Here is a 22924-nt window from a genome sequence, read left to right as displayed (position 1 = left end):
GGTGTTATTTTGATTTTGTAAAAATAGCGGTTCCATAGGCAAACACTTCAACCATACCACCTTGCATGCCGAGTTCTGTAGTACTTAAACGTACACCCATAACTTTATCTGCGCCTTGACGCACAGCTTCTTGTTTAAGTCGAACAATAGCTTCTCTTCTTGCACGATCAATGACACTTTCATAACTGGTTAAGCGACCACCTAAAAAATTATGAATATTTGCAATGATATATTTAAAATAATCATGAGAAATAACAACATTACTTGAAATAAATTGACCTGCTATTTCACTATATACAAAACGATTGGTATCAATGGAAATATGCGAAAGTTGTTGTTCTTTCTCTTTAAGTTCACGCCAGTGTTTTCGTTCAAAATGACGACCAAATCCCCAACCTATACAACAAAGAATAAAAAAGAGGACAATCTGAAAAATAAGATTTTCCATGAGTTATTCCTTAAGAACTAAAAGGATCGGGAAGTTTTGGGGCATTAGGTTGCACAATAACAGCAGTACCATAAACAAAAAGTTCTGATGCACCTTGAGCAATATTTGAAGTTGAAAAACGAATTCCTACAATTGCATTTGCACCTAATTGCTCAGCTTTGCTGATCATTCGTTGCATTGCTTCCTGACGAGATTCTTCCAAAAGCTCTGTATATGCAGTTAGCTCACCACCTACAATATTTTTTAAACCTGCCATCAGATCGCGTCCAGCATGTTTACTACGAACAGTGCTGCCATATACGACATCAAGTTGTTGCGTGATGTAATGACCGGGCATACTCTCTAAATTACTTAATAACATATACTTTTTTTAAAAAATAAGGGTGTTATGAAGATATAAAAAAAGTCATATCAATGCAATAAAAAAGCCCACCGAAGTGAGCTTATTCAAACTGTTTATACTTACTGTTTTTTCAGATCAGCACTCGATGGCTGATGTACGACAGTATCAGTGGTATTGGTTTTTAAACCGCCACCTAACGTTTTGTATAATTCAATTTGATTATTCAAATTGGCTTGCTCAAGTAACAATAAGCCTTGTTCTGCGGAGTAAGATGAACGCTGTGCATCCAATACTGTCAAATAGTTATCAATACCAGCACGGAAGCGGGCATTAGATAAGTTATAGGTTGTATTGGTCGCTTCCACCAGACGGCGTTGCGCTGAAATACGATCACCAATGTTGGCACGTGTTGCTAAAGCATCATTGACTTCACGAAATGCAGACTGAATAGATTTCTCATAACCAGACAATGCAATTTTCTGATCAGTTTCAGAAATTTTGATGTTAGCGCGACGAGTACCCCAGTCAAAGATTGGTAGGCTAATACTTGGACCAATAGACCATGCACCCGAGCCAGATTTAAACAAATCGCTCAATTCTGCTGAAGCATAACCTGCCGAACCTGTAAGGCTGATCGTTGGAAACAACGCGGCTTTTGCTGCGCCAATATTTGCGCCAGCGGCACTCAATTGATATTCCGCAGATTTCACATCAGGACGGTTATTTAACAGATCACTTGGTAAGCCAGTCGCAAATACATTTTGACGTGTCACAGATTTAACAGGTTGATTTGGCAGTAAGTTCTGAGCAACAGGTTGACCGACTAGCAAATTTAACAAGTTTTGTGCTTGTGCAATCTGGGTCTTGTAGTTCGCAACATCATTACGTGCGGTTTCAACAGAAATCTGGGCTTGACGTAAAGGAACTTCACTATCAATACCAACATCAAAACGTTTTTTGTTCAGATTATAAGAATCGAGTTGAGCTTTTAAAGTTTGGTCAGCCAGTTTCAAATTCGCACTCGCGAAAGAATAGCTTAACCATGCCTGAGCAACCTGACTCACTAAACTAATTTGTGTGGCATCACGAGCACTTTGCGTCGCTAAATAATTATCTAGTGCCGCATCTTTTAGGCTACGAACCCGTCCCCAGAAATCCAGCTCATAAGAAGTCACTCCTAATCCGACCTGAAAGGTAGAATAAGGATTATTTGGATCACGGCTTGGTGTAACCTGACGAATAGCACTGCCACTTGCACCAATAGTAGGTAACTGATTATTTTCAGTAATCTGATATTGTTGCTGCGCACGTTGAATATTTAGTGTAGCAGTACGAAGATCACGGTTATTGTCTAGAGCCAACTCAATCACTTGCAATAAGCGAGGGTCAGAGAAAAAGTCTTGATAGCCTTGTTCTGCAATAGATGTACCTGAAGCGCCATAACTATAGCTTTCAGGAATATCGGCTTTGGTAACTGGTTCTGGGCCACGCATGCTTTGACAAGCTGTCAAAGCAAGCGCAAGTGCAGATACCGCAATGCTACGACCCGAAATAGACCATACCTTTTGCATCACGATGTTTGCTCCTGATTATTTTGGGTTTTTGGTTTGTACTTAAAGATACTACGAATCCATACATAAAATACAGGGATAAAGAAAATACCTAAAAGTGTTGAACTGAGTACGCCACCAAGTACACCAAAACCTACTGAGTGCTGGCTTCCTGCACCTGCACCCGAAGAGATGGCAAGTGGTAGAACACCAAAACCAAAGGCAAGGGTGGTCATAATGATTGGACGTAACCGCATTTTGGCTGCATGCATAGTCGCTGCAAACAATTCTTCGCCTTTTTCCTGTAACTCTTTGGCAAATTCAACAATCAAAATTGCATTCTTTGCAGATAGACCAATCACCGCAATGATCGCTACCCTAAAGTAGATGTTATTGGAAAGGTTCGGATTATGCAGAATGTGGAATCCAAAGTAGGTTAGTAATACTGCACCTAAAACACCTAATGGAACCACAAGCATTACTGAAAATGGAATTGACCAACTTTCATAAAGTGCTGCAAGACATAGGAATACAATAAGCAATGAAAGTACGTATACGGCTGTACCCGATTGTCCAGAGTCTCTTTCTTCTAATGAAAGACCTGTCCATTCATGGTCAAATCCAGTGAGTCCCATAGATGGGAGTTTCTGCATAATATCTTCCATCGCCTGCATGGCTTCACCCGAACTGACACCCGCTGCTGGTGAACCCTGAATGTTTACAGAGGATACGCCATTATAACGTTCTAGTCGTGGTGAACCATAACTCCAGTGACCTGTTGTAAAGGCTGAGAATGGAACCATCGTACCTGCACTATTTCTTACATACCATTTATCTAGATCTTCAGGCATCATCCGCGCAGCAGCTTCACCTTGTAAATAAACTTTCTTAATACGACCGCGGTCAAGAAAATCATTTACATAGCTACTACCCCAAGCAATACTCATCGTATTGTTGATATCTGCCAGACTAACACCCATTGCACCTGCTTTCGCTTGATCAATTTCAATTTGATACTGAGGTGTATCTTCCATACCATTTGGACGGACAGCCATCAGGCGTTTATCCTGAGAAGCGAGACCAAGAATGGTATTACGTGCCTGAATCAATTTTTGGTGACCTTGACCATTAACATCTTTTAAGATGAAGTCAAAGCCTTGGCTTACACCAAGTTCAGGCATGGCTGGAAGCTGGAGCGGGAAGATCATTGATGCATCTTGTACCATTCCATTCAAGCGCATAGCTCGACCGATAATAGAACCAATTTGGGTATCGTCAGAAGTTCGTTCAGACCAATCTTTCAGTCGTACAAAAGCCAGACCTTGGTTTTGTCCCTGACCAGTAAATGAGAAGCCAGAAACTGTAAAGATTGAGGCAACGCTTTTCTCTTCTTGTTTCAGGAAGTAATCAGTTACTTTATCCAGTGTTTTGTCTGTTCTTTCCAATGACGCATTTGGTGGCAACTGAATAAGAGTCATCACTACACCCTGATCTTCATCAGGTAAGAACGACGTTGGTAAGTTACGGAAGACTAAAACGAATACCGCAATAATGATTGCATAAAATATTCCAGAAAATATTTTATGGTGTGTCATACGGTTTACACCGTTTTGGTATTTGGTCGAAATTTTGTCAAAACTACGATTAAACCATCTAAAGAAACGCGCAAAAATATTATTGCTTTGCTCTTTATTTGGATCATGTTGTTTCAAGAATGTTGCACAAAGGGCAGGGGTAAAGGTTAGTGCAATGATCAAAGAGAAGATCATGGCGGTGACTAACGTGACCGAAAATTGTCGATAAATAACGCCTGTTGTACCACCAAAAAAGGCCATAGGTACGAATACTGCGGTTAGAACGCTAGTAATACCGATTAAGGCACCCGAAATCTGCTGCATGGATTTTTCAGTTGCAGGGATAGGTTCGAGATGTTCCTCTTGCATAATCCGTTCGACGTTTTCCACCACCACAATCGCATCATCGACCAACAAACCAATTGCCAGTACCATTGCAAACATGGTTAAGGTGTTAATACTAAATCCGAATAGATTGATGACAGCAAATGTTCCTAAAACAACCACAGGAACAGCAAGTGTTGGAATAATTGTTGCACGCCAGTTCTGTAAGAATAGGAACATGACGATAAATACTAACACCACAGCTTCGATTAAAGTATGAACAACGTTTTCAATCGACAATTTAACGAATGGCGTAGTATCAAACGCAATTTCGTCTTTAAATCCTGCTGGATAATTTGGACGAAGTTTGTCTAATGCGGTTTGTACGTTATTGGCTGTATCTAAGGCATTTGCACCTGTAGAAAGACGAATAGCAATACCACCAGCTTCTTTACCGTTATATTTTGAATTGAACTGATAGTTTTCAGATCCCAATTCCACCCGAGCGACATCGCCTAAACGCACTTGTGCGCCAGAAGTCATGTTCTTTAAGAAAATGTTGCGAAATTGCTCTGGTGTCTGTAATAGGCTTTGCGCGTTAATGGTTGCATTGATAGTTTGACCTTCAATAGCAGGAGCACCACCGACTTGACCTACAGCGACCTGAGCATTTTGTGCTTTAATCGCATTGGATACATCAACTGGAGTCAATTGATAGGTATTCAATTTTGCTGGATCAAGCCAAACACGCATTGAGTACTGGCCACCAAAGACTTGTACTTCACCAACACCCGGGACACGACTTAACGGATCTTTAATGTTGGCATTGATATAGTCTTTGATATCTGCCCCAGATAATGATCCATCTGGTGAATAGAACGAAATAACCTGTAAGAAACTAGCACCCGATTTCTTAATGGTAATCCCTTGACGCTGTACAACTTCAGGTAAAGATGCAGTTGCAGTTTGCAGTTTGTTTTGCACCTGTACTTGCGCGATGTTGGCATCAACACCTTGATTGAAGTTTACATCAATGGCAACGCTACCATTAGATAAGCTTTGTGAGCTGATATAACGCAGCCCATCTAAGCCATTCAGTTGTTGCTCAATTACCTGAGTGACTGAGTTCTCAATGGTTTCAGCTGATGCACCAGGATAAGAAGCCGAAATCGAAATTTTGGGTGGCGCAATGGTTGGATACTGTGAAATTGGCATTTTTGTTAGCGTGATAATCCCCGCCAACATAATCACCAACGCGATCACCCATGCAAAAATGGGCCGATGAATAAAAAATTGAGCCATTCAGTCTACCCCTTATGTATTTGAAGTAGCTTTTTGTTCAGATGGAGCTTTGTTTTGTTCAACTGGTTTGGCATTTTCCGAATTAGCTTTGGCATTTGGATTTTGCGGTTGAGTACCAGATTGAGCTGCAGGCGCCTGATATGGTTTAGCAGAAACTTGCTGACCTTCTTTGATTTTCGCTATTCCATCAACAATGATCTTTTCACCTGTTTTTAAACCACCAGTTACAATCCAACTCGTGCCTTGTACACCTACAGTCTCAATTTGACGAGATTCTACAACACCTTTTTCATTTATCAGCATGGCAACTGCTTGTCCAGTTGGCGTGCGTGTAACTGCCTGTTGTGGTACCAGATACGCATTTGGAATCACGGCTTGGGTAATCTGAGCAGTCGCATACATGCCCGGAAGCAATAGATGATTTGGGTTTGAGAAGACTGCACGTAAAGTCACTGTACCAGTGTCTGGGCTAACGCTTGCATCAGAAAATGCAAGATGACCTTCTACTGGATAAATCGAACCATCCTCAAGGCGTAGTTTAACTTTAGTGTTGTTACTACTGTCCAGACTACCTTTACTTAACTTTTGACGTAAGCGTAATAGTTCTGCACTTGATTGGTTAATGTCGACATAAATCGGATCAAGTTGTTGAATCGTTACAAGTGGATCAGTCTGATTTGCTGTGACTAATGCACCAGCAGTAACAGATGAACGACCAGATTGACCAGAGATAGGCGAGCGAATAGTTGAGTAGCCTAAATCAACTTCAGCATTTTTAACTTGCGCACGAGCAGCAGCAACTTGAGCTTCTGCAACATTCACCTGACCGACTAAGTCATCATATTCCTGCTTTGAAACAGCATTACTTGAAACCAATTGTTTATAACGATTCATTTTGGTTTTAAGTGAATTTAGATTTGCATCCTGTTGCAACAATGCTGCCTTGGCGTTATCTAAAGTGGCACGGTTTGTTCTTGAATCCAGTTCATACAATGACTGACCTTCGCGGACATAACTGCCTTCGGTAAATAAACGCTTCAGAATCACACCGCTAGTCTGAGGACGCACTTCAGAAATTTGATAGGCTGTTGTACGCCCAGAAAGCTCAACAGTTTGCTCGACACTTTGTGGTTGTGCAACAAGCACACCAACTTCAGTAGGGGGCATTTGCTGAGCTGCACCAGCTTGCTGAGCATTTTTAGGATCTTTGCTACAGCCAACAAGCGCAATACTTGCTGCTAATGTGCAAGCAGTAAGGGCTGGAGCCCAAAGCTTTGCAGACATCATTGTTCCACCTCGTTTAGATTTTTATCTAACAAATAATTTGTTGTTGTCAAACCTACTTTGTAACCAGAGCCAAAGCAGTGAGATCCAAATAAAACCAATACTCCATCCCGCTAGAACATCTGTAGGATAATGAACCCCAGCATAAATTCTGGATAACCCCATAAAAAGCAGCCATAAACAGGAAACCCCTATGAAATACACTTTTTGGGAATGGTTCTGAGAAATCAATATTATTAAACTGGCAAATGCTGCGGCATAAACACTATGGGCACTGGGAAATGATGCACCATAATTTTCTACCAGATGATAAATCTCTGGCGGTCTGGGCCGATTAAAACACCACTTTAATAACCATCCTAAAGCAATACTGCCGCTGATCCCCATTAAAATGAAGATGAGTGTTGAATACTTTTTATACCATGCACAGCATAAACACCAGACTGACGTAAAAAATAATACAAATGGCATGCCACCCAGATAAGCCAGAACAATAACAATTTGATCCAGGATCTTATTTCGATGTTCACTCAAAATTTGAATAGCGTGTAAATCAAATTTTGAAATGAAGGGAGAATATAAGCCAAACACACTCAATAAAAATAAAATGCAACCAATACAAAGTATTAGGTAAGGCATATTTAATAACCTTCAGTTTAACCAAGCTCATCGGTTGGAATATGTCGTCAAAGTGTACTCGTCAGTACACTTTTTTTCAAGTCTAGGTTATTTATACTAATTTCTTTTCGAAAAATTTTTAACAATCAGCACACAAAGATAACAATTTTAAGTGATTTTTGGCACGTTTTCTTCATCATGTTCAGTCGTATTTAGTGTATAGATCCTGATTTTGGTGCCCCATCATCTACTTCAAGTGGTTGTTTAGGTGGCCAGAAGAAGTCACTTGGGCGCGTGAGAAAATGTGTCACCACTAATTTAGCTAAAGGTTTCCACTGTTCAAAGCGTACCCGACGTGCGCGTAAAGCAACAATAATCGTCAATGTAAAACTTACAAAAAGGTTGGTTAAACCAATCAGCAATACCCCCATAAACGATACGATAATGAGTCCAATATCAGGCGGCCCATTAATACACATTAAACCTTGCATGAAATTGGCAGAAGCAAAGGCAATATGGCGAATATCTAAAGGTAAACCTAAAATAAAACCAATGGTTCCCATACTTCCAAGCATAATTCCGAAAATAAAATTACCCGAAAGTGCTCCTAAATTACGTTGAATATAGTCTGCAAATTTATTTAATCGTTCCTGTCCCATCCAGTTTGCTAAACGATGATGCGCTTTAAGACGTGGGCCAACCTTGCGATAAACGGCCATGTTATCAAAATAGCCAGCTAGTAGACCCGATAAAAATAAACATACGCCTGCAATCGCAGCATGCGGAATGGCGAGTGAAGTAAAGGGATTTAAGCTATGCAATAGGGCATTCGCTTTGGTATGCGTGAGTAGTGGCTCATCCAAAAAGTATTGCCAAAGATAGGTAATCACCGCCGCCGTAGGAATGGCGATGGAAATATTTCCTAAAATTGCAACGAACTGTGTTCTGATAATATTGATAATGAGGGCTGCAAGTTCTGCAATTTGAGCCGTTCTGGAACCTTTACGTTGCTGTACGGTAGAAGCAAGTGCGGCGGCTGTCATTGCAGGCTGTTTTGTGGCAACAGTGAAGTGTAAAACATGGATCAAAACAAAGCCCAGTGAATAGTTCATGCTGTAAATAAAAGCATGCATCAAAGGAGCGAGTGTTAAGCGTGCTGCCAAAATTTTAAGCGTTGCCATTGCTGCGATAATGACACCCGCACCAGCCGCAGCTTTGTACATTTCAACAAAGCCTTTTTTATCGGTGCTTACATAGTGTTCACCTGTACGACTCGCGTTTTCGGTGACTTGTAAGGCAATTAACTCACTGTTTGTCGTCATCAGAGCGCGTACGCTTTTTTCACTATAATGCGCTTCGGTAATATCTTCGAGAAACTCACCCATCGACATATAGCGAGTTTGAGCATCTCCAACAACGATATTTAATAGTAGTTCAATTCGATCTAGACACTGTTCAAGCAATGACAATAAATAAGTCAGACTTAGGCTGACACCGATACGTTTGGTCGCACGACGTATTTTGAGAACAACTTCCCGACATTGCTCAAACATAACAAAGGCTTGAGAGGCATCGGGTGGTTCGAGTACAGCAACTTCGTGGCCCGTGTAGTGTTGTTTTTTAAACTTTTCAATAAAATCGATGACTTCACGATTTTGTACCAGAAAAGGTGATTCATATTCGGTGAGTTCAGGTTGTGCATTAATAAACTCAGGATATAAGCCAATACCACTGATACGATAAGATAAAACCGTAATGGCTTTAATCATTTGATCCTGAATGGCACGTTTTTCATCGATATTGCTATTACTTTGACCAATAATTTCAAAAAGAGCATACCAGCGTTTTTGCTCAATCGCATTTAACCAATACTTATCGCTACGTTGATGAAATACCTTGCCAATCAAGGTGCTCAAGTCATGATCATCTTGAATTAAAGGTAGAAAGTGTGCGCCTAAACGCTTAACCAACTGATTCCAAAAACCATCTAATGACAAAATGCCGCTGTCTGCATATAAGCTGGTCTGCTTGTATTGATTAATCAAGCGTAATAAAAAGCTTTGTAACGTATTTGCAGCATCTGGTCTAATCAGTAAAGATTCTACAAATGCGTCAAACTTGGCATTAATTTCATCCTGATCTTTGGTGTCTGTTGGACGAATACGGTTAACCAGCTCAATAATAATATTTTCATCTACAGCTTGACTCTGATCAAGCTGCTGCTGCATTTGAGTATATAGGTCAGATAAATTTATATGCATAGGCAAAAGAGTTATTGGATTCGATGTAACGCCATTAATGTAAGATTAGTTAAGGCTTGACGTGCTTCGCTATCAGGTAATCGATTTAAAGCATCAAGGGCCGCTTGTGTTTCTTGTTCAGCACGGGTACGGCAATACTCTAAAGCACCAGAATTTTGTACAATTTGGATGACTTGTTCGAGTTGGCTTATACCTCCTGTGGAAATACTTTTACGAATAATGTCATGTTCTTCGCCAGTGGTTTTTTGTAACGCTGCGATCAGTGGCAAGGTTGGTTTACCTTCCATTAAGTCATCACCGATATTTTTACCTAAGGTGTCTGCGTCAGAGGTATAGTCCAAAATATCATCAATAATTTGGAAAGCATTGCCAAAATGACCTGCAAAATGACGTAATGGTTCGCGATATTCTGGCGTGTTGGCTAAAATTGCTGCACCTTCAGTTGCCAATTCAAACAGGCGAGAAGTTTTACCGTGAATAATATTTAAATAGGTTGCTTCGGTGGTGTCTGGATCATGTTGAGATTGAAGCTGTAGTACTTCACCTTCGGCAATTTCACAGGTTCCTGTTGAAAAGTCTTTGAGTAAGACCATTTCATTCAGATCGACCAATAAATCAAAGGCACGTGATATTAGAAAGTCACCTACTAAAACTGCAGTTTGGTTGTTCCATGTTGCATTTGCTGTCGGACGACCACGACGTAAACCAGACTCATCGACGACATCATCATGTACTAGTGTTGCAGTATGTAGCATTTCTATAATCGCGGCCAATTTACGATGATGTTCTAAGTCTTGGACTCCACATGCTTGACCTGCAAGTAAACACATGATGGGGCGCATACGCTTACCACCTGCTTCGACTACATGTTTACTCACCGCCATGACTAAAGCGACTTTAGAGGTAATTCCTTCATTAATAAATTTGTCCATCACAGCAAAGTCGTTAGCTACAGGCGCGAGTATATCTTGCTTAAAGTCGATGGCCATATGAAAGGAAACCTCATCAAAATATTGGTAATTTGTTCAATGAAATAAAGCTATAAAAACTTAAACTCAAATGAATGAAACAACATAACTTGGCATACATGCAGAAGTTGTATGCGCTTTTTTTATGTTGTTTAGCCAGCGTTAGGGAGAAACTCCATGTTGAGTGGTTTTATAGTAGCAATTTGTTTTTAAACCTTATTTGTGATTTTACACATATTCAAACGAAATACTAGATTGATTCCACTGATCATAATGCTTAAGTGCTTTTCTTCTGTTTTTTTGTTTTAGCTTGAGTGATTTTGCATCAAAATACTTGTTGTTTGCCCAGTTATCCCTTAAAATCTTTCGCCTTATACATCCCAGTGGCGTTCGTTTTAAGATCGGTATATCCCTTTATCGACACGACGACACGGGCTTGGTTGGAGTACATTATGTACGCAGTAATCCAAAGCGGTGGTAAACAGCACCGTGTAGTTGAGGGTGAAACCCTTAAAGTTGAATTATTGAAAGCTGAAACTGGCTCAACTATTACGTTTGATGACGTATTAATGGTTGTAAATGGTGAGAGCATTCAAATCGGTGCTCCAGTTGTTGCTGGCGCAAAAGTAACTGCAGAAGTGGTTGGTCATGGTCGTCACGACAAAATCCGCATCATCAAAATGCGTCGTCGTAAACACTACCGTAAACAACAAGGTCACCGTCAATGGTTTACCGAGTTGAAAATTACTGGTATTGCAGGCTAATCACGAGGAGTAATAGACATGGCTTCTAAAAAAGCTGGTGGATCGACTAAAAACGGTCGTGATTCGAATCCTAAAATGTTAGGTGTTAAAATCTACGGTGGTCAATCAGTAACTGCTGGTAACATCATCGTTCGTCAACGTGGTACTGAATTCCACGCTGGTGCTAACGTAGGTATGGGTCGTGACCATACTTTATTTGCTACTGCTGATGGCGTAGTAAAGTTTGAAGTGAAAGGTCAATTTGGCCGTCGCTATGTAACTGTTGAATCTGTATAAGTTTTAATAGTTTGAAAAACCCGCATCTTGCGGGTTTTTTTACATTTAGCGCTACTACTTGTTTTACAAACTTGACTCTTTAGCCCGATTGCGAATAAATCGATGATGTTTAATGTCGTCATAGGCTTGTAAAATTTCATCATAAGTATTCATGACAAAAGGACCTTGACCGTTGATGGGTTCACCTAACGGTTTTCCTGAAAGTAAAAGTAATTTGCTGTGATGCAATGCCGTGATTTCAATATTTTCTCCATGACTCGACATGACAGCCAACGCCTGTTCCTCTAAAAGCTCATCTTGTTCTGTAAATTGTATCTGACCATGACGTAAATAAAGTAAAGAGCTGTCCCCATGCTGGGCAGGCAAGATCAGGTGCTGTCCTTGACGTAGATCAATATCTAAAACAGTCATTGGACTGAAGGTTAGTGCGGGTCCTTGTACGTGTTGGTATTGTCCTGCAATGACCCGAACTGAACCCGCCTGTTGAGGTAATTCAACTTTTGGAATATCGCCATTTTTTAAACTTTGATAGCGTGGCTCGGCCATTTTATCTTTGGCGGGTAAATTGACCCAAAGTTGTACCATTTCAAAAGCTCCACCGCGCTCACGAAAAGCAGAACTAAATTGTTCGCGGTGCATAACGCCAGAGGCCGCAGTCATCCATTGTACATCGCCTTTTGCAATGATTCCGCCACTGCCAGTGGAATCACGATGTTCTAACTCACCTTCAAACATAAAGGTTACGGTTTCAAATCCGCGATGTGGATGTTCATTTACGCCACGACGTTTATTAGAGGGTGTTAATATTCCAGGGCCTAAATGATCCAGCAATAAAAATGGCGAAGTTGTATTGCCAAGTTCATGATAAGAAAATACTGAAAGCACAGGGTAGAAGTCACCGACTGAAAAACGGGTATCGTTGCGATGAATAAATGCAAGGCTTTTCATAGGTGAACTCCATTATTTTTAATGTATTGTCATAGGAATAGCATAATTCTTTTTTTCAGATGGGGTCAGTCTGTATAATAGGACACTGTATTTTAATTTCAGTATGTTCTCCTATTACCGCAAGCGTGTATTTGAATCTCTTTATCTTGTTATTTTCTTCATAATGCTGTGATTTCTGTACATAAAATTCTTATTGGAGACATTAATTAAACAAAATCAATGTGTTTCTCCATAGTTTTATTTTTCAAAAACAGTAAGATATCGACATAACAGTAAAAACTGATTAGAGGTTTTATTTTATGAATTCCGTAAAAAAAGTGGCATACGCATTAACTTTAACCACAAGTGTAGTTGCACCTGTAATGAGTGTGAGTGCTTTTGCAGCCACGGCAGCTTCGGAACAGCAAGCAACCTCAAACCTTGTGAAACAACTCAGCGGTATGCAAAGTTTATCTGCCAATTTTGAGCAAACCACTAAAGCGACCAATAGTACTCGTGCGCAAAAAAATAAAGGTCTAACCGCACAACATATGAATCAGACCTTTACGGGTGTGATGAAAGTGGAACGTCCAGGTAAATTCTTCTGGGAAACGACTTCACCATCAAAACAAACGATTGCAACGACAGGTAAAACAGTCTGGATTTATGATCCTGATTTACAGCAAGCGGTTCGCCAAAGTCTGGATGATCAGGTGGCCAATACACCTGCGTTATTGTTGTCAGGCAATACCAATCAGATTATGCAGTCTTATCGTGTGACTCAGCCAGATAGCAGCAAAACCTATTACACCTTGTACCCTAAAGACAGTGAGGGCGCTTTTCAAAGTCTGACGATTAGTTTTGGTGCAAATAAAGCCCCAAGTTTGATGATTTTACAGGACTCTTTGGGTCAAACGACTTATGTGCGTTTTAATAATGTGAAGCTGAATCCATCGATTCCCGCTTCGACTTTTAATTTCACGCCCCCAAAGGGAACAGATATTATTGATCAATAATATCTCGTTGATTTCCAAAATATCGTTTCAGTTAACCGCTCATTTTGGGCGGTTAGCTTTTTGATGGATCATATAGATACATATTTTCAATGTTCAGTATAAATAGAGCTTTGTATAGTAGATAAAAATGAACATTGAAAACGATCAGAAGGGGCGGCAATGTCTGCACAACACTTTAAAAAAACATTAATAATTCTGCCATTTTTAAGCGCTGTATTTCTCACTGTGGGCTGTCAACCAAAAACAGAGAATAAAAAGGAAACTTCGACTGAAACCAAAGTTGAAAAGGTTAGTATTCCTGTTATTCAGTCGAAAGTAGTCGCCGTCAAATTGCCCAAGAATAAGCTGTGTCTGGAAGACGGCTGTACCGAATACAACTTTCAGACAGTCGAAACCAATCAGCCATGGATCAATGAATATTTTATCAATCGTATAAAAAAAGCAGATCCAAATGCTTTTGACAATATTCAGGATCAGCAAGTCAAATTACCAGAAGGTATGCCACAAGATGGTCAAAGCATCATGTTCGTGCGTTATTTAGGACAAAACTATAATTTGGCTTCATTTCAGTTATATAGCTACACCTATTCAGCAGGTGCTGCACATGGGATGCATCATGAAGAATATGTCATTTTTGATTTAAATAAGAAAAAACGGGTGAGTGTTGCAGATTTGCTGAAAGAGGGTAGTGATACAACAGTGCGTGATCGGTTGTATAGCTATAATCAAAGTTGGCTAGAAGAACACAACATTAGCAAAGACAAGCTTCAGTTGAGTGATAATTTTTATTATGGCAATGACGGAATTGTCTTTGTTTATCCACTCTATGAGTTGGCTTCTTATGCAGAGGGTTTAACTGAGTTGACTCTGCCTTATGATCAGGCAACAGATGTATTAAAAGCCGAATATCTGCCAAGTCAGCCTGTATTACCTAAAGAATAATAAATACCTGTAAGTTAAAATCATGATTTGTAAATATAGTCACTTCATAGTGACTATATTTTTTGCTGTGAAGCACTTACACTATAGGCAGTTTTTCTCTGCAACTTATGATTGGCTATGATCGACCCAAAATTACTCAGAAATAATATTGAAGCTGTAAATCAGGCTTTGGCAAAACGTGGTGTGCAACTTGATCCTGCTGAATGGGCATCTTTGGAAACGCGCCGTAAAGAGTTTCAATCCAAAACTGAAAGTTTACAGGCAGAACGTAATTCTGGTGCTAAACAGGTAGGTCAGATTAAAAAAGCAGGCGGTGATGCCTCTGAGATCATGGCGCGTATGCAGGCCATTGGTGATGAAATTAAGGCAGCAGAAGTTGCTTTAGCAGAGTTACAGGCTGAAATTGAAGAAAAAGCACTGAGTATTCCAAACTTGCCAGATGATTCTGTGCCAGAAGGCAAAGATGAAAATGACAATGTGGAAATCTCAAAATGGGGGACACCACGTCAGTTCGATTTTGAAATAAAAGATCACACCGATTTGGGTGAGTGGATGGGCGGTCTTGAGTTTGAAACCGCAACCAAGTTGACGGGTTCACGTTTTAGCGTATTGAAAGGGCCTTTAGCTCGGTTACAACGTGCTTTGACCCAGTTTATGTTAGATACCCATACTTTAAAAAATGGTTATACCGAAGCGTATGTACCGTATTTGGTCAATGCAGATTCATTACGTGGTACAGGCCAACTGCCAAAGTTTGAAGAAGATTTGTTTAAGCTACAAGGCGAAAAAGAGTATTACTTAATTCCCACTGCCGAAGTTCCTGTGACCAACTTTGTGCGTGACGAAATCATTGATGCGGATCGTTTGCCACTTAAATATGCAGCACATACACCTTGTTTCCGTAGTGAAGCTGGTTCTTATGGACGTGATACGCGTGGTCTGATTCGCCAGCATCAGTTTGATAAGGTTGAAATGGTGCAAATCGTCAAACCAGAAAATTCGATGCAGGCATTAGAAGAATTAACAGGTCATGCTGAAGGAATCTTGCAGGCATTGGGTTTACCATACCGTAAAATTTTACTTTGCGGTGGTGATATGGGCTTTGGTTCAACTAAAACGTACGATCTTGAAGTGTGGGTGCCAAGTCAAAATACTTATCGTGAAATTTCAAGCTGCTCAAATATGGGTGACTTTCAGGCACGTCGTATGATGGCACGTTATCGCGCGGATCAGAAAAAAACTGAATTGGTGCATACTTTAAATGGTTCTGGTTTGGCGGTGGGTCGTACTTTATTGGCGGTCATGGAAAATTATCAACGTGCTGATGGCTCGATCGAAATTCCAGAAGCATTACGTCCTTACATGGGCGGTACAACCTATATCGATTAATCAGATCGATATCTATTGTGCATGATTTTTGCTTTAACCTACCCAAAATCAAGATGTAGAGGTCGGCTGTGGAAATTCTTCCAATTTCACTTAAGTTGCAACAGCAACGTTGTCTGATCGTGGGTGGGGGGCATATTGCCTATCGCAAAGCACTATTACTGGTCAAGGCGGGTGCAATTCTTGATGTAATTGCACCTGACATTGATGACCAACTCAAGAGACTGATTGAACAAAGTAAAGGTTCGCTTCATTTAAAAGTATTTGAAGACAGTGATTTAGATCAAGCCTATCGTTTAGTGATTGCTGCAACCAATGATACTGCGGTAAATCAACGCGTGTTCGAGCAAGCCGAACTCCGAAATCTGTTGGTGAATAGTGTGGATGATATTCCCAACTGTCGTTTCATGATGCCTGCGATTATTGATCGTTCGCCATTAGTCATTTCTGTCGCGTCAAATGGGGCTTCACCTGTGCTGTCACGTCAGTTGCGTACCCAAATTGAAACATTAGTGCCACATGGTATGGGGAAACTCGCTGAGTTTTCTGGACAGTGGCGTAGCCGAGTTAAGACACAGATTACCAATCCAGATGAACGTCGTATTTTCTGGGAAGAACTGTATGCCAGTCCGCTTAAAGAACAAGTATTTAATGACAATCTGCAAACAGCCAATCACATGATGATACAAGCACTTTCCGAGTGGACTGCACCAAAAGGTGAGGTTTATTTGGTGGGTGCAGGGCCAGGTGATCCAGAGTTATTGACTTTAAAAGCGTTGAGATTGATGCAACAGGCCGATGTCGTCATTTATGATCGTTTGGTTTCACCACCAATCTTGGAACTTTGTCGCCGTGATGCAGAAAAAGTTTACGTGGGTAAAGCACGTTCAAATCATAGTGTACCGCAAGATGGCATTAATGCTTTACTCGTTCAATATGCACAATCAGGAAAACGTGTCTGTCGTTTAAAAGGTGGCGATCCATTTATATTTGGACGTGGTGGTGAAGAAATTCAGGAATTATTTGCTTCGGGTGTTCCTTTTCAGGTGGTGCCCGGAATTACTGCTGCATCGGGTTGTGCGGCGTATGCAGGTATTCCACTCACTCATCGTGATTATGCGCAAAGTGTACGTTTTCTGACAGGACATTTGAAAGAAGGCTCGCCTGAACTGCCTTGGAATGAGTTGGTGTATGAAAATCAGACGCTTGTGTTGTATATGGGGTTGGTGGGGCTTGAACATATTTGTCAGCAATTGATTTCATATGGTCAACGTCCTGATATGCCTGTGGCTCTGATTTCTAAGGGCACGACCCCTGAACAAAAAGTTGTTGTGGGGACACTCTCGAATATTGCGTCTAAAGTCTCGGAATATCAAATCCATGCACCAACTTTGACGATTATTGGTGAAGTAGTCAGTTTGCGTGAACAATTACAATGGTTATAACCTGAATTGTTCCAATTATTTAGTAGAGAAACTCTGTGATTCACGTTGTATTGTTTGAGCCTGAAATTCCTGCCAACACAGGTAATATCATTCGTTTATGTGCCAATACGGGGGCACAACTACATCTGGTTAAACCTTTAGGATTTGAATTAGATGATAAAAAGCTCAAACGTGCAGGTTTAGATTACCATGAATATGCACGGATGAAGATCTGGGACAATATTGAGCAGTGTCTAGAATATCTTAAGTCACAAAATATCACTGAAACTGATATTTTCCCACTGACCACCAAAGGCAGTGCGACACCACATACGGTCGATTTAAATCGTCCTGTTGCATTATTGATGGGGCCTGAAACCCGTGGTTTGCCTGAGCATGTTCGTTTCATGTTTCCGCAGCAAAACTGGATTCGTTTACCAATGGCAGAAAACTCACGCAGTTTGAATTTGTCGAATGCAACGGCAGTGATTGTCTATGAAGCTTGGCGGCAACAAGGTTTTCAACCTTTATCATAAGATTTAAATATCTCCATAAGGGCCTGCAACAACGATGATATAACCGTCAGGGTCTTTAAACCAGACTTCACGATGGTTGGCATTTAAATTGACTTTCGGTTGTTCCAAAATATTGACTTGATGTATCTGTAAACGCTGTACTAGAGCATCGAAATGTTTGGTTTGAAACCAGAGCAGAACGCCATTGCCCTTGAGTTGATTTGGGTTTCCCAAATAAGGGTGATGATGTGCTTGCCATTGGTGCAGTTGTAACACCATTTCACCTTGTTCATTCAGCAGTTGTTCGTATTCGGAGCCACCATGACCACTTTTGAGTGCGAGAACATGTTGATACCACTGACTACTCAGTTCGACATTATCGACTGCAATTAAAGGTTGGGGTGTCATTCTATCCCTCTTTCTTATGATGTCGCTGTGGTTTGAGATGAATCATAATTTTGTTGTGCTTTGAGAACAGATTCAATGTGCGTTTCTGCCCATCCTTTTAGTTGTAATGCAGTTTGGGATACATCGCGACCTAAATCGGTTAAACGGTATTCGACTCGAATGGGTGAGCTGTCTTGTACTTGCCGAAGGATAAAACCATCTCGTTCCAATATTTTAAGTTTTTGCGATAAAACTTTTGGAGAAATACCTTCAATTTTTTTCTTGAGAAGATTGAAATGAATCGGCTGTTCTTCTAAAACATTCAAAATGAGAAGAACCCATTTATCTGCCATTTTTTCAAAAATAAGACGAGCGGGACAAAACTGACTGTAGACATTATAGGCAAGTAAGGCATTCATTTATTGGCTCCTTAATTGTTCACTTTGTGTAAAAAATCACTCAAATTAATATAGTTACCTTTTGGTAACTAATTGACACCTAGTTTCTAAAATATATCATTAATCTATCTCCATGCAAATAGGGCATTTCTAATGGCTAAGGTATCTCTGGTTTATTTTTCAGGCTATGGTCACACTAAGGTTTTGGCAGAAACTTTTGCCGCGCAAATTGAAGCGAATTTAATTGAAATTAATCAGGATGGTGATATTCAGGATCAAGACTGGCAGACGCTAGATGATTCTGCTGCAATTGTATTTGCAGCACCAACGTATATGGCTGCGGCGCCATGGCAATTTAAAAAATTCGCCGATGCTTCTTCAAAAAAATGGTTTACTCGCACTTGGCAAGATAAAGTTTTTGGTGGTTTTACCAATAGCGCCAGCTTAAACGGTGATAAACAAGTCACTCTAATCCAGTTCCAGACATTGGCATCACAACACGGTGGTATTTGGGTCAGTTTGGGTTTGTTGCCTGCCAATACTAAAACAGCAACGCGTCAGGATATCAATAATCTGGGTGGTTCAGTAGGTGCACTGATTCAAACTCCCGCTGATGCAAGTGTAGATGAAATTCCAGAAGGTGATATTGAAACAGTAAAAAGTTATGCACAGCGCATTCAAACGATTACTGATCGGTTTTATATCGCAAAATAATGCTTATCGACTTTGGCTCAGATTTAACAGATCAATCCTTCAACTTTTGGATCGGACGCTGATTAAATTTGAGCTAAGTTCTATTGTCACTCTTTGTTGAAAGTCTGAGTTGAAAAACAAAAAATGGGAGGATTATTGAGGTTCAATTTATCTTTATCATCATGTGAACTAACCAATGAATTTTCTAAAATTACGTATGATTCGATAACAAACGTACAATCCGCTCAATGAAAATAAAATCAATGCGCCTAAGATATATTTCAAATTGTCTATATCATTCTGATAAAGCTGTTGAATATCCTGCTGTGACCAACTCAAAGCGGTGAGTTGATTGTTTTGAATGTCTGCCCATTGAATATTTTGAAAATAAACATAATTTCCGATTGATTGAATGGTCGCTTTGCGGATGTAACGTGTACTAAATAGATTGTATTGATCTGTGCAAACAGTTTTTAAATAGTGTTCACAACTTAGCTTGACTACATAACCATGATCTTTTAGCACAATGAGTGCTGACTGATCTGGTTTTTGATTATTCGACATTAAAATGTATTGATGATTTGAATCTGTATCAAATTTGATGGTTTTTCGGCTTTCATACGTCTCGCTACTTTTTAAAATATCTTGCGTTTTCACGATACAGGTGACAACTAGAGCTGCTGTGATCACAAAAATACAGATTGCCAGACTAAAGCGGAACACTTTCTTAATGGTTTGATGCATGTTTATCTTCAAAGGTTTGAAAAATATTAGAGACAAATGTTTAACATCGGCTTTTATTCATGAATATTGGCTGTAAAAAAAGCGACACTCTTTGAACAAAAAGATTTTATGTTAAAAAAGTTAATTATTTCACAGATTGAATGAAACTTTTCGTTAAAATTATCATTACTTTGAAATGATATTTTGATTTGTATTTTTATTAGAAATAATTGAAAGAGGTTTCGGTTATTCCTGTAATAAGTGAAGGACTTTTATGGGTAATTATTTTTTACTACAGGCTCTTAGCGTTGTATTTGCACTTTCAATTGCGACCACAATGTTTAATAAACGAATTTTAGATTTCCCTCAAGCTATAGGTGTACCTATCGTTTCGGCTGTACTGGTATTCATTTTGCAGTGGGGGGCGAATTTACTGCAAGGTAACCAATTTATCACCATCAATATTCATAATATTGAAGAAGCAGTAAGAGGCATTGATTTTTATGACTTTTTAATTAATGGGGTAATCTGTTTTATTCTCACTTCATCGGCACTTAAATTTAAAATATCTGATTTACGAAAACATTGGAAACCGATCGGGATTCTTGCCACGATTGCATTATTACTCTGTGCAATTCTTTTTGCAGGTTTAATGTATGGTTTTCAATTTTTGATTGGGAATCCAGTTCCTATACTTGTATTACTCCTTTTAGGTTCGGCATTAGGTGCAACAGATCCGATAGGCATTAAGGGTGTACTGAGTTCAGTTCGCGCTCCGCATCATTTAATCGTCAAGCTAGAAGGCGAATCTTTATTTAATGATGCGATGTGTATTGCAGTATTTATGACTTTATTGAATGTATTGCAAGGTGAGCACTTTTCGCTGGTTCATACACTTGAAAACTTTATTTATGAAATTGCGGTTGCTGCGCTCATTGGTTGGGCGTTCGGATTAGGAATTCTGCGATTACTTCGTGGGAAACATGAAATGGAATCGCTGATTTTAACAACAGCTTTACTCGCTTGTGGTTCTTATTTGGTGGCATTATTTGCACATGCTTCCGCACCGATTGCTTGTGTGATTGGCGGTTTGATCGTAGGCAATAAATGGAAAGAAATATTACAGGAACGTGAAATACGAGAAGTAAATCATTTTTGGCATACCGTTGAAGGGATTATCAATTCTTTCCTTTTCACATTAATTGGGCTTGAACTTTTTATTCTTGATTTAAATGCAACTATGATTTTAGGTGGAATGATTGCTTTTATTGCATTACATATTTCCAGATTTGCAGCAAACTTTTTATCTTTTTCGTTTTTTCCTTCATTTAGAACAAAGAGTTATAACGGGAGTCTGACAATATTATCTTGGGGTGGTGTACGTGGAGGGATTTCTTTAGCATTAATATTAGCAGTCGCAAACGTTCCTGAATTACGTGAATATAGTAGTATTTTAATTGGTTATACATTTATTAGCGTACTTCTTTCGGGTGTTGTTTGTGGTTTGGGTTTACCTGCGGTGATGAATGCATTTTATTATAATCCTAATGAAGAAACACAGGGTTTTAAAGGTTGGTATCAGCAGTTATGCCATAAAATGAATCGTCGAGGTTTTAAATATATTGTTGGGGAGGATATCAACGGATTGGAAACCATAACGATTTACAACCCAGAAGTTATTATTGATAAAAAATCAGAAGATGGGATAGCCTCTGTGCATAATCCTAATAAAATCGAAGAAGTAAAACGTTTAGAGAATCCTGATAATTTTTAAATATTTATATCTTTAATTCGTAGTCATTAGTGCTAAAAGTTAAGGATGTAAGCTTTTAGCACTTTAATTTTAAAAAAAATAAAGAAATATATTAGGTTAGTTTAATTTGATAATTTATTATTAAAAATAATTTAACTTTATTTTATTTAGATAAAGTAAATCTTAATAAAATATTATTTTATAGTAAATTATTTGTATGTAAAATGTATCTCAAGTGTAATCTATTTCTATTCTATAATTTTTTTTTTGAAATTAAACATACATTTATATTTTATTTGTTTTTTCTGTGGTGAACTAATTATCGGAATATTGGCAAAGTGTCATGTTTTGCATATTCTATTTTCTAAATTTTAGGTTTTAAATAATATTTACATAAAAATGGATGTATTTCTCATTTATGAAATGCGAAATATTGAACTGAAATACTTAAAAATAAAAACCCAAGATTATATGAATAAGGAGATATCACATGTCTGAAATACAAATTATCGCCAAATCAAGCCATGCAACTTTAGCTAATATTACAGCTAATACCGCTAAATTAAACCAAGCATCAGTAGTATTAATTAAGGCGTCAACGAGTGATATCAAATCAATTACTCGAGATGGGACAAGCGCGATAGTCGAATTAAAAAATGGGGAAAAAATTGTCATTGAGGATTTTTTTAGTACCCAGACTGCAACCAATAATAGTCTTGTCTTTGAAGATACACCAAATAAGTTAATGTGGGCACAATTTGTTGATGCGCAAGGTAACGTTATTGATCCTGTGATTTATGAACCATTAAATAATATTGAACCTTTATTATATGATGAACAGAGTAATGCGATTAGCCCATGGGCATGGGTAGGTGGCGTAGCCGCTGTTGGCGCAATTGCGGCAGCGGCAGGTAGTGGTGGAGGTTCATCAGGAGGTGGAAGCACTAGTGGAACTGGAAGCACAGGCAGTACCGGGAACACAGGTGGAACTGGAGGTACAGGTGGAACCGGAGGTACAGGTGAAACTGGTGGAACTGGCGGTACAGGT

Annotated in this window: 22 protein-coding genes; 10 read left to right on the top strand and 12 right to left on the bottom strand. The window is 39.3% G+C overall.

Annotated elements, in window-relative coordinates; genetic code table 11:
• Nucleotides 1-4: 4 nt before the first annotated feature.
• The 8 genes from A7A69_RS06455 to sdsA form a co-directional block, all read right to left on the bottom strand.
• Nucleotides 5-448 (bottom strand): YbjQ family protein, encoded by a 444-nt coding sequence (locus tag A7A69_RS06455; protein WP_152876639.1) that lies wholly within the window; start codon nucleotides 446-448, stop codon nucleotides 5-7.
• A gap of 10 nt (nucleotides 449-458) precedes the next feature.
• Nucleotides 459-809: a YbjQ family protein gene (locus tag A7A69_RS06450; protein ID WP_151981459.1), complete on the bottom strand. Its 351-nt coding sequence runs from the start codon at nucleotides 807-809 to the stop codon at nucleotides 459-461.
• 101 nt (nucleotides 810-910) lie between these two features.
• A complete protein-coding gene (gene adeK, locus A7A69_RS06445) occupies nucleotides 911-2362 on the bottom strand; it encodes a multidrug efflux RND transporter AdeIJK outer membrane channel subunit AdeK (protein WP_152876700.1) in 1452 nt (483 codons plus the stop codon).
• Complete coding sequence (locus A7A69_RS06440) at nucleotides 2362-5541, bottom strand: efflux RND transporter permease subunit (protein WP_152876638.1); 3180 nt, start codon at nucleotides 5539-5541, stop codon at nucleotides 2362-2364. The genes adeK and A7A69_RS06440 overlap by 1 nt, the downstream gene beginning before the upstream one ends.
• Before the next feature lie 12 nt (nucleotides 5542-5553).
• The gene (locus A7A69_RS06435) at nucleotides 5554-6828 is read right to left on the bottom strand and encodes an AdeA/AdeI family multidrug efflux RND transporter periplasmic adaptor subunit (RefSeq protein ID WP_152876637.1); all 1275 of its coding nucleotides are present in this window, start codon (nucleotides 6826-6828) and stop codon (nucleotides 5554-5556) included.
• Between the two features lie 21 nt (nucleotides 6829-6849).
• Complete coding sequence (locus A7A69_RS06430) at nucleotides 6850-7464, bottom strand: phosphatase PAP2 family protein (RefSeq protein WP_151981455.1); 615 nt, start codon at nucleotides 7462-7464, stop codon at nucleotides 6850-6852.
• Between the two features lie 191 nt (nucleotides 7465-7655).
• The gene (locus A7A69_RS06425; RefSeq protein WP_152876636.1) at nucleotides 7656-9704 is read right to left on the bottom strand and encodes a site-specific recombinase; all 2049 of its coding nucleotides are present in this window, start codon (nucleotides 9702-9704) and stop codon (nucleotides 7656-7658) included.
• Nucleotides 9705-9715: 11 nt separating this feature from the next.
• A complete protein-coding gene (gene sdsA, locus A7A69_RS06420) occupies nucleotides 9716-10693 on the bottom strand; it encodes an All-trans-nonaprenyl-diphosphate synthase (protein WP_152876635.1) in 978 nt (325 codons plus the stop codon).
• Between the two features lie 431 nt (nucleotides 10694-11124).
• Here sdsA and rplU point away from each other — a divergent pair, with 431 nt between their 5' ends.
• A complete protein-coding gene (rplU, locus tag A7A69_RS06415) occupies nucleotides 11125-11436 on the top strand; it encodes a 50S ribosomal protein L21 (RefSeq protein ID WP_151981449.1) in 312 nt (103 codons plus the stop codon).
• A gap of 18 nt (nucleotides 11437-11454) precedes the next feature.
• Complete coding sequence (rpmA, locus tag A7A69_RS06410) at nucleotides 11455-11712, top strand: 50S ribosomal protein L27 (RefSeq protein WP_004929519.1); 258 nt, start codon at nucleotides 11455-11457, stop codon at nucleotides 11710-11712.
• Nucleotides 11713-11775: 63 nt separating this feature from the next.
• Here the strand turns inward: rpmA and A7A69_RS06405 are convergent, their stop codons facing one another.
• The gene (locus A7A69_RS06405) at nucleotides 11776-12660 is read right to left on the bottom strand and encodes a pirin family protein (RefSeq protein ID WP_152876634.1); all 885 of its coding nucleotides are present in this window, start codon (nucleotides 12658-12660) and stop codon (nucleotides 11776-11778) included.
• A 299-nt stretch (nucleotides 12661-12959) separates the two neighbouring features.
• On the opposite strand from A7A69_RS06405, the gene lolA reads away from it, so the two are divergent.
• The 5 genes from lolA to A7A69_RS06380 all read left to right on the top strand — a co-directional run bounded on the left by lolA (nucleotide 12960) and on the right by A7A69_RS06380 (nucleotide 17943).
• On the top strand, nucleotides 12960-13655 hold the full coding sequence (lolA, locus tag A7A69_RS06400; protein ID WP_152876633.1) for an outer membrane lipoprotein periplasmic chaperone LolA: 696 nt from the start codon (nucleotides 12960-12962) through the stop codon (nucleotides 13653-13655).
• A gap of 159 nt (nucleotides 13656-13814) precedes the next feature.
• Nucleotides 13815-14597, top strand: a complete 783-nt coding sequence (locus A7A69_RS06395; protein WP_152876632.1) for an RsiV family protein — start codon at nucleotides 13815-13817, stop codon at nucleotides 14595-14597.
• A gap of 117 nt (nucleotides 14598-14714) precedes the next feature.
• A complete protein-coding gene (serS, locus tag A7A69_RS06390) occupies nucleotides 14715-15986 on the top strand; it encodes a serine--tRNA ligase (protein ID WP_152876631.1) in 1272 nt (423 codons plus the stop codon).
• Between the two features lie 68 nt (nucleotides 15987-16054).
• On the top strand, nucleotides 16055-17428 hold the full coding sequence (gene cysG / locus A7A69_RS06385) for a siroheme synthase CysG (protein ID WP_187349184.1): 1374 nt from the start codon (nucleotides 16055-16057) through the stop codon (nucleotides 17426-17428).
• Between the two features lie 35 nt (nucleotides 17429-17463).
• A complete protein-coding gene (locus A7A69_RS06380; protein ID WP_187349183.1) occupies nucleotides 17464-17943 on the top strand; it encodes a tRNA (cytidine(34)-2'-O)-methyltransferase in 480 nt (159 codons plus the stop codon).
• A 3-nt stretch (nucleotides 17944-17946) separates the two neighbouring features.
• On the opposite strand, the gene A7A69_RS06375 is transcribed toward A7A69_RS06380, so the two are convergent.
• Nucleotides 17947-18330, bottom strand: a complete 384-nt coding sequence (locus A7A69_RS06375; RefSeq protein ID WP_152876630.1) for a VOC family protein — start codon at nucleotides 18328-18330, stop codon at nucleotides 17947-17949.
• A 14-nt stretch (nucleotides 18331-18344) separates the two neighbouring features.
• Nucleotides 18345-18728, bottom strand: a complete 384-nt coding sequence (locus A7A69_RS06370) for a winged helix-turn-helix transcriptional regulator (protein ID WP_152876629.1) — start codon at nucleotides 18726-18728, stop codon at nucleotides 18345-18347.
• 132 nt (nucleotides 18729-18860) lie between these two features.
• Here A7A69_RS06370 and A7A69_RS06365 point away from each other — a divergent pair, with 132 nt between their 5' ends.
• Nucleotides 18861-19421 carry a flavodoxin family protein gene (locus tag A7A69_RS06365; protein ID WP_152876628.1) on the top strand — a complete coding sequence of 187 codons (561 nt, stop codon included), beginning with the start codon at nucleotides 18861-18863 and terminating at the stop codon, nucleotides 19419-19421.
• Nucleotides 19422-19589: 168 nt separating this feature from the next.
• Here A7A69_RS06365 and A7A69_RS06360 read toward each other — a convergent pair whose 3' ends face one another.
• Nucleotides 19590-20144 (bottom strand): hypothetical protein, encoded by a 555-nt coding sequence (locus A7A69_RS06360; protein WP_152876627.1) that lies wholly within the window; start codon nucleotides 20142-20144, stop codon nucleotides 19590-19592.
• 253 nt (nucleotides 20145-20397) lie between these two features.
• On the opposite strand from A7A69_RS06360, the gene A7A69_RS06355 reads away from it, so the two are divergent.
• Nucleotides 20398-21897, top strand: coding sequence for a cation:proton antiporter (locus A7A69_RS06355; RefSeq protein WP_120370809.1), 1500 nt, complete (start codon nucleotides 20398-20400; stop codon nucleotides 21895-21897).
• A 469-nt stretch (nucleotides 21898-22366) separates the two neighbouring features.
• On the top strand, nucleotides 22367-22924 hold a 558-nt coding region (locus A7A69_RS06350; RefSeq protein WP_187349182.1), incomplete at its 3' end, for a BapA/Bap/LapF family prefix-like domain-containing protein.

This window comes from Acinetobacter guerrae, from assembly GCF_009372255.1.
Classification (GTDB): domain Bacteria; phylum Pseudomonadota; class Gammaproteobacteria; order Pseudomonadales; family Moraxellaceae; genus Acinetobacter; species Acinetobacter guerrae.
This window is presented reverse-complemented; position numbering and strand designations above follow the sequence as displayed.

Coding starts and splice junctions, on each gene's coding strand:
- A7A69_RS06455 (WP_152876639.1), bottom strand. CDS start 448: ATGGAAAATCTTATTTTTCAGATTGTCCTCTTTTTTATTCTTTGTTGT.
- A7A69_RS06450 (WP_151981459.1), bottom strand. CDS start 809: ATGTTATTAAGTAATTTAGAGAGTATGCCCGGTCATTACATCACGCAA.
- adeK (WP_152876700.1), bottom strand. CDS start 2,362: ATGCAAAAGGTATGGTCTATTTCGGGTCGTAGCATTGCGGTATCTGCA.
- A7A69_RS06440 (WP_152876638.1), bottom strand. CDS start 5,541: ATGGCTCAATTTTTTATTCATCGGCCCATTTTTGCATGGGTGATCGCG.
- A7A69_RS06435 (WP_152876637.1), bottom strand. CDS start 6,828: ATGATGTCTGCAAAGCTTTGGGCTCCAGCCCTTACTGCTTGCACATTA.
- A7A69_RS06430 (WP_151981455.1), bottom strand. CDS start 7,464: ATGCCTTACCTAATACTTTGTATTGGTTGCATTTTATTTTTATTGAGT.
- A7A69_RS06425 (WP_152876636.1), bottom strand. CDS start 9,704: ATGCATATAAATTTATCTGACCTATATACTCAAATGCAGCAGCAGCTT.
- sdsA (WP_152876635.1), bottom strand. CDS start 10,693: ATGGCCATCGACTTTAAGCAAGATATACTCGCGCCTGTAGCTAACGAC.
- rplU (WP_151981449.1), top strand. CDS start 11,125: ATGTACGCAGTAATCCAAAGCGGTGGTAAACAGCACCGTGTAGTTGAG.
- rpmA (WP_004929519.1), top strand. CDS start 11,455: ATGGCTTCTAAAAAAGCTGGTGGATCGACTAAAAACGGTCGTGATTCG.
- A7A69_RS06405 (WP_152876634.1), bottom strand. CDS start 12,660: ATGAAAAGCCTTGCATTTATTCATCGCAACGATACCCGTTTTTCAGTC.
- lolA (WP_152876633.1), top strand. CDS start 12,960: ATGAATTCCGTAAAAAAAGTGGCATACGCATTAACTTTAACCACAAGT.
- A7A69_RS06395 (WP_152876632.1), top strand. CDS start 13,815: ATGTCTGCACAACACTTTAAAAAAACATTAATAATTCTGCCATTTTTA.
- serS (WP_152876631.1), top strand. CDS start 14,715: ATGATCGACCCAAAATTACTCAGAAATAATATTGAAGCTGTAAATCAG.
- A7A69_RS06375 (WP_152876630.1), bottom strand. CDS start 18,330: ATGACACCCCAACCTTTAATTGCAGTCGATAATGTCGAACTGAGTAGT.
- A7A69_RS06370 (WP_152876629.1), bottom strand. CDS start 18,728: ATGAATGCCTTACTTGCCTATAATGTCTACAGTCAGTTTTGTCCCGCT.
- A7A69_RS06365 (WP_152876628.1), top strand. CDS start 18,861: ATGGCTAAGGTATCTCTGGTTTATTTTTCAGGCTATGGTCACACTAAG.
- A7A69_RS06360 (WP_152876627.1), bottom strand. CDS start 20,144: ATGCATCAAACCATTAAGAAAGTGTTCCGCTTTAGTCTGGCAATCTGT.
- A7A69_RS06355 (WP_120370809.1), top strand. CDS start 20,398: ATGGGTAATTATTTTTTACTACAGGCTCTTAGCGTTGTATTTGCACTT.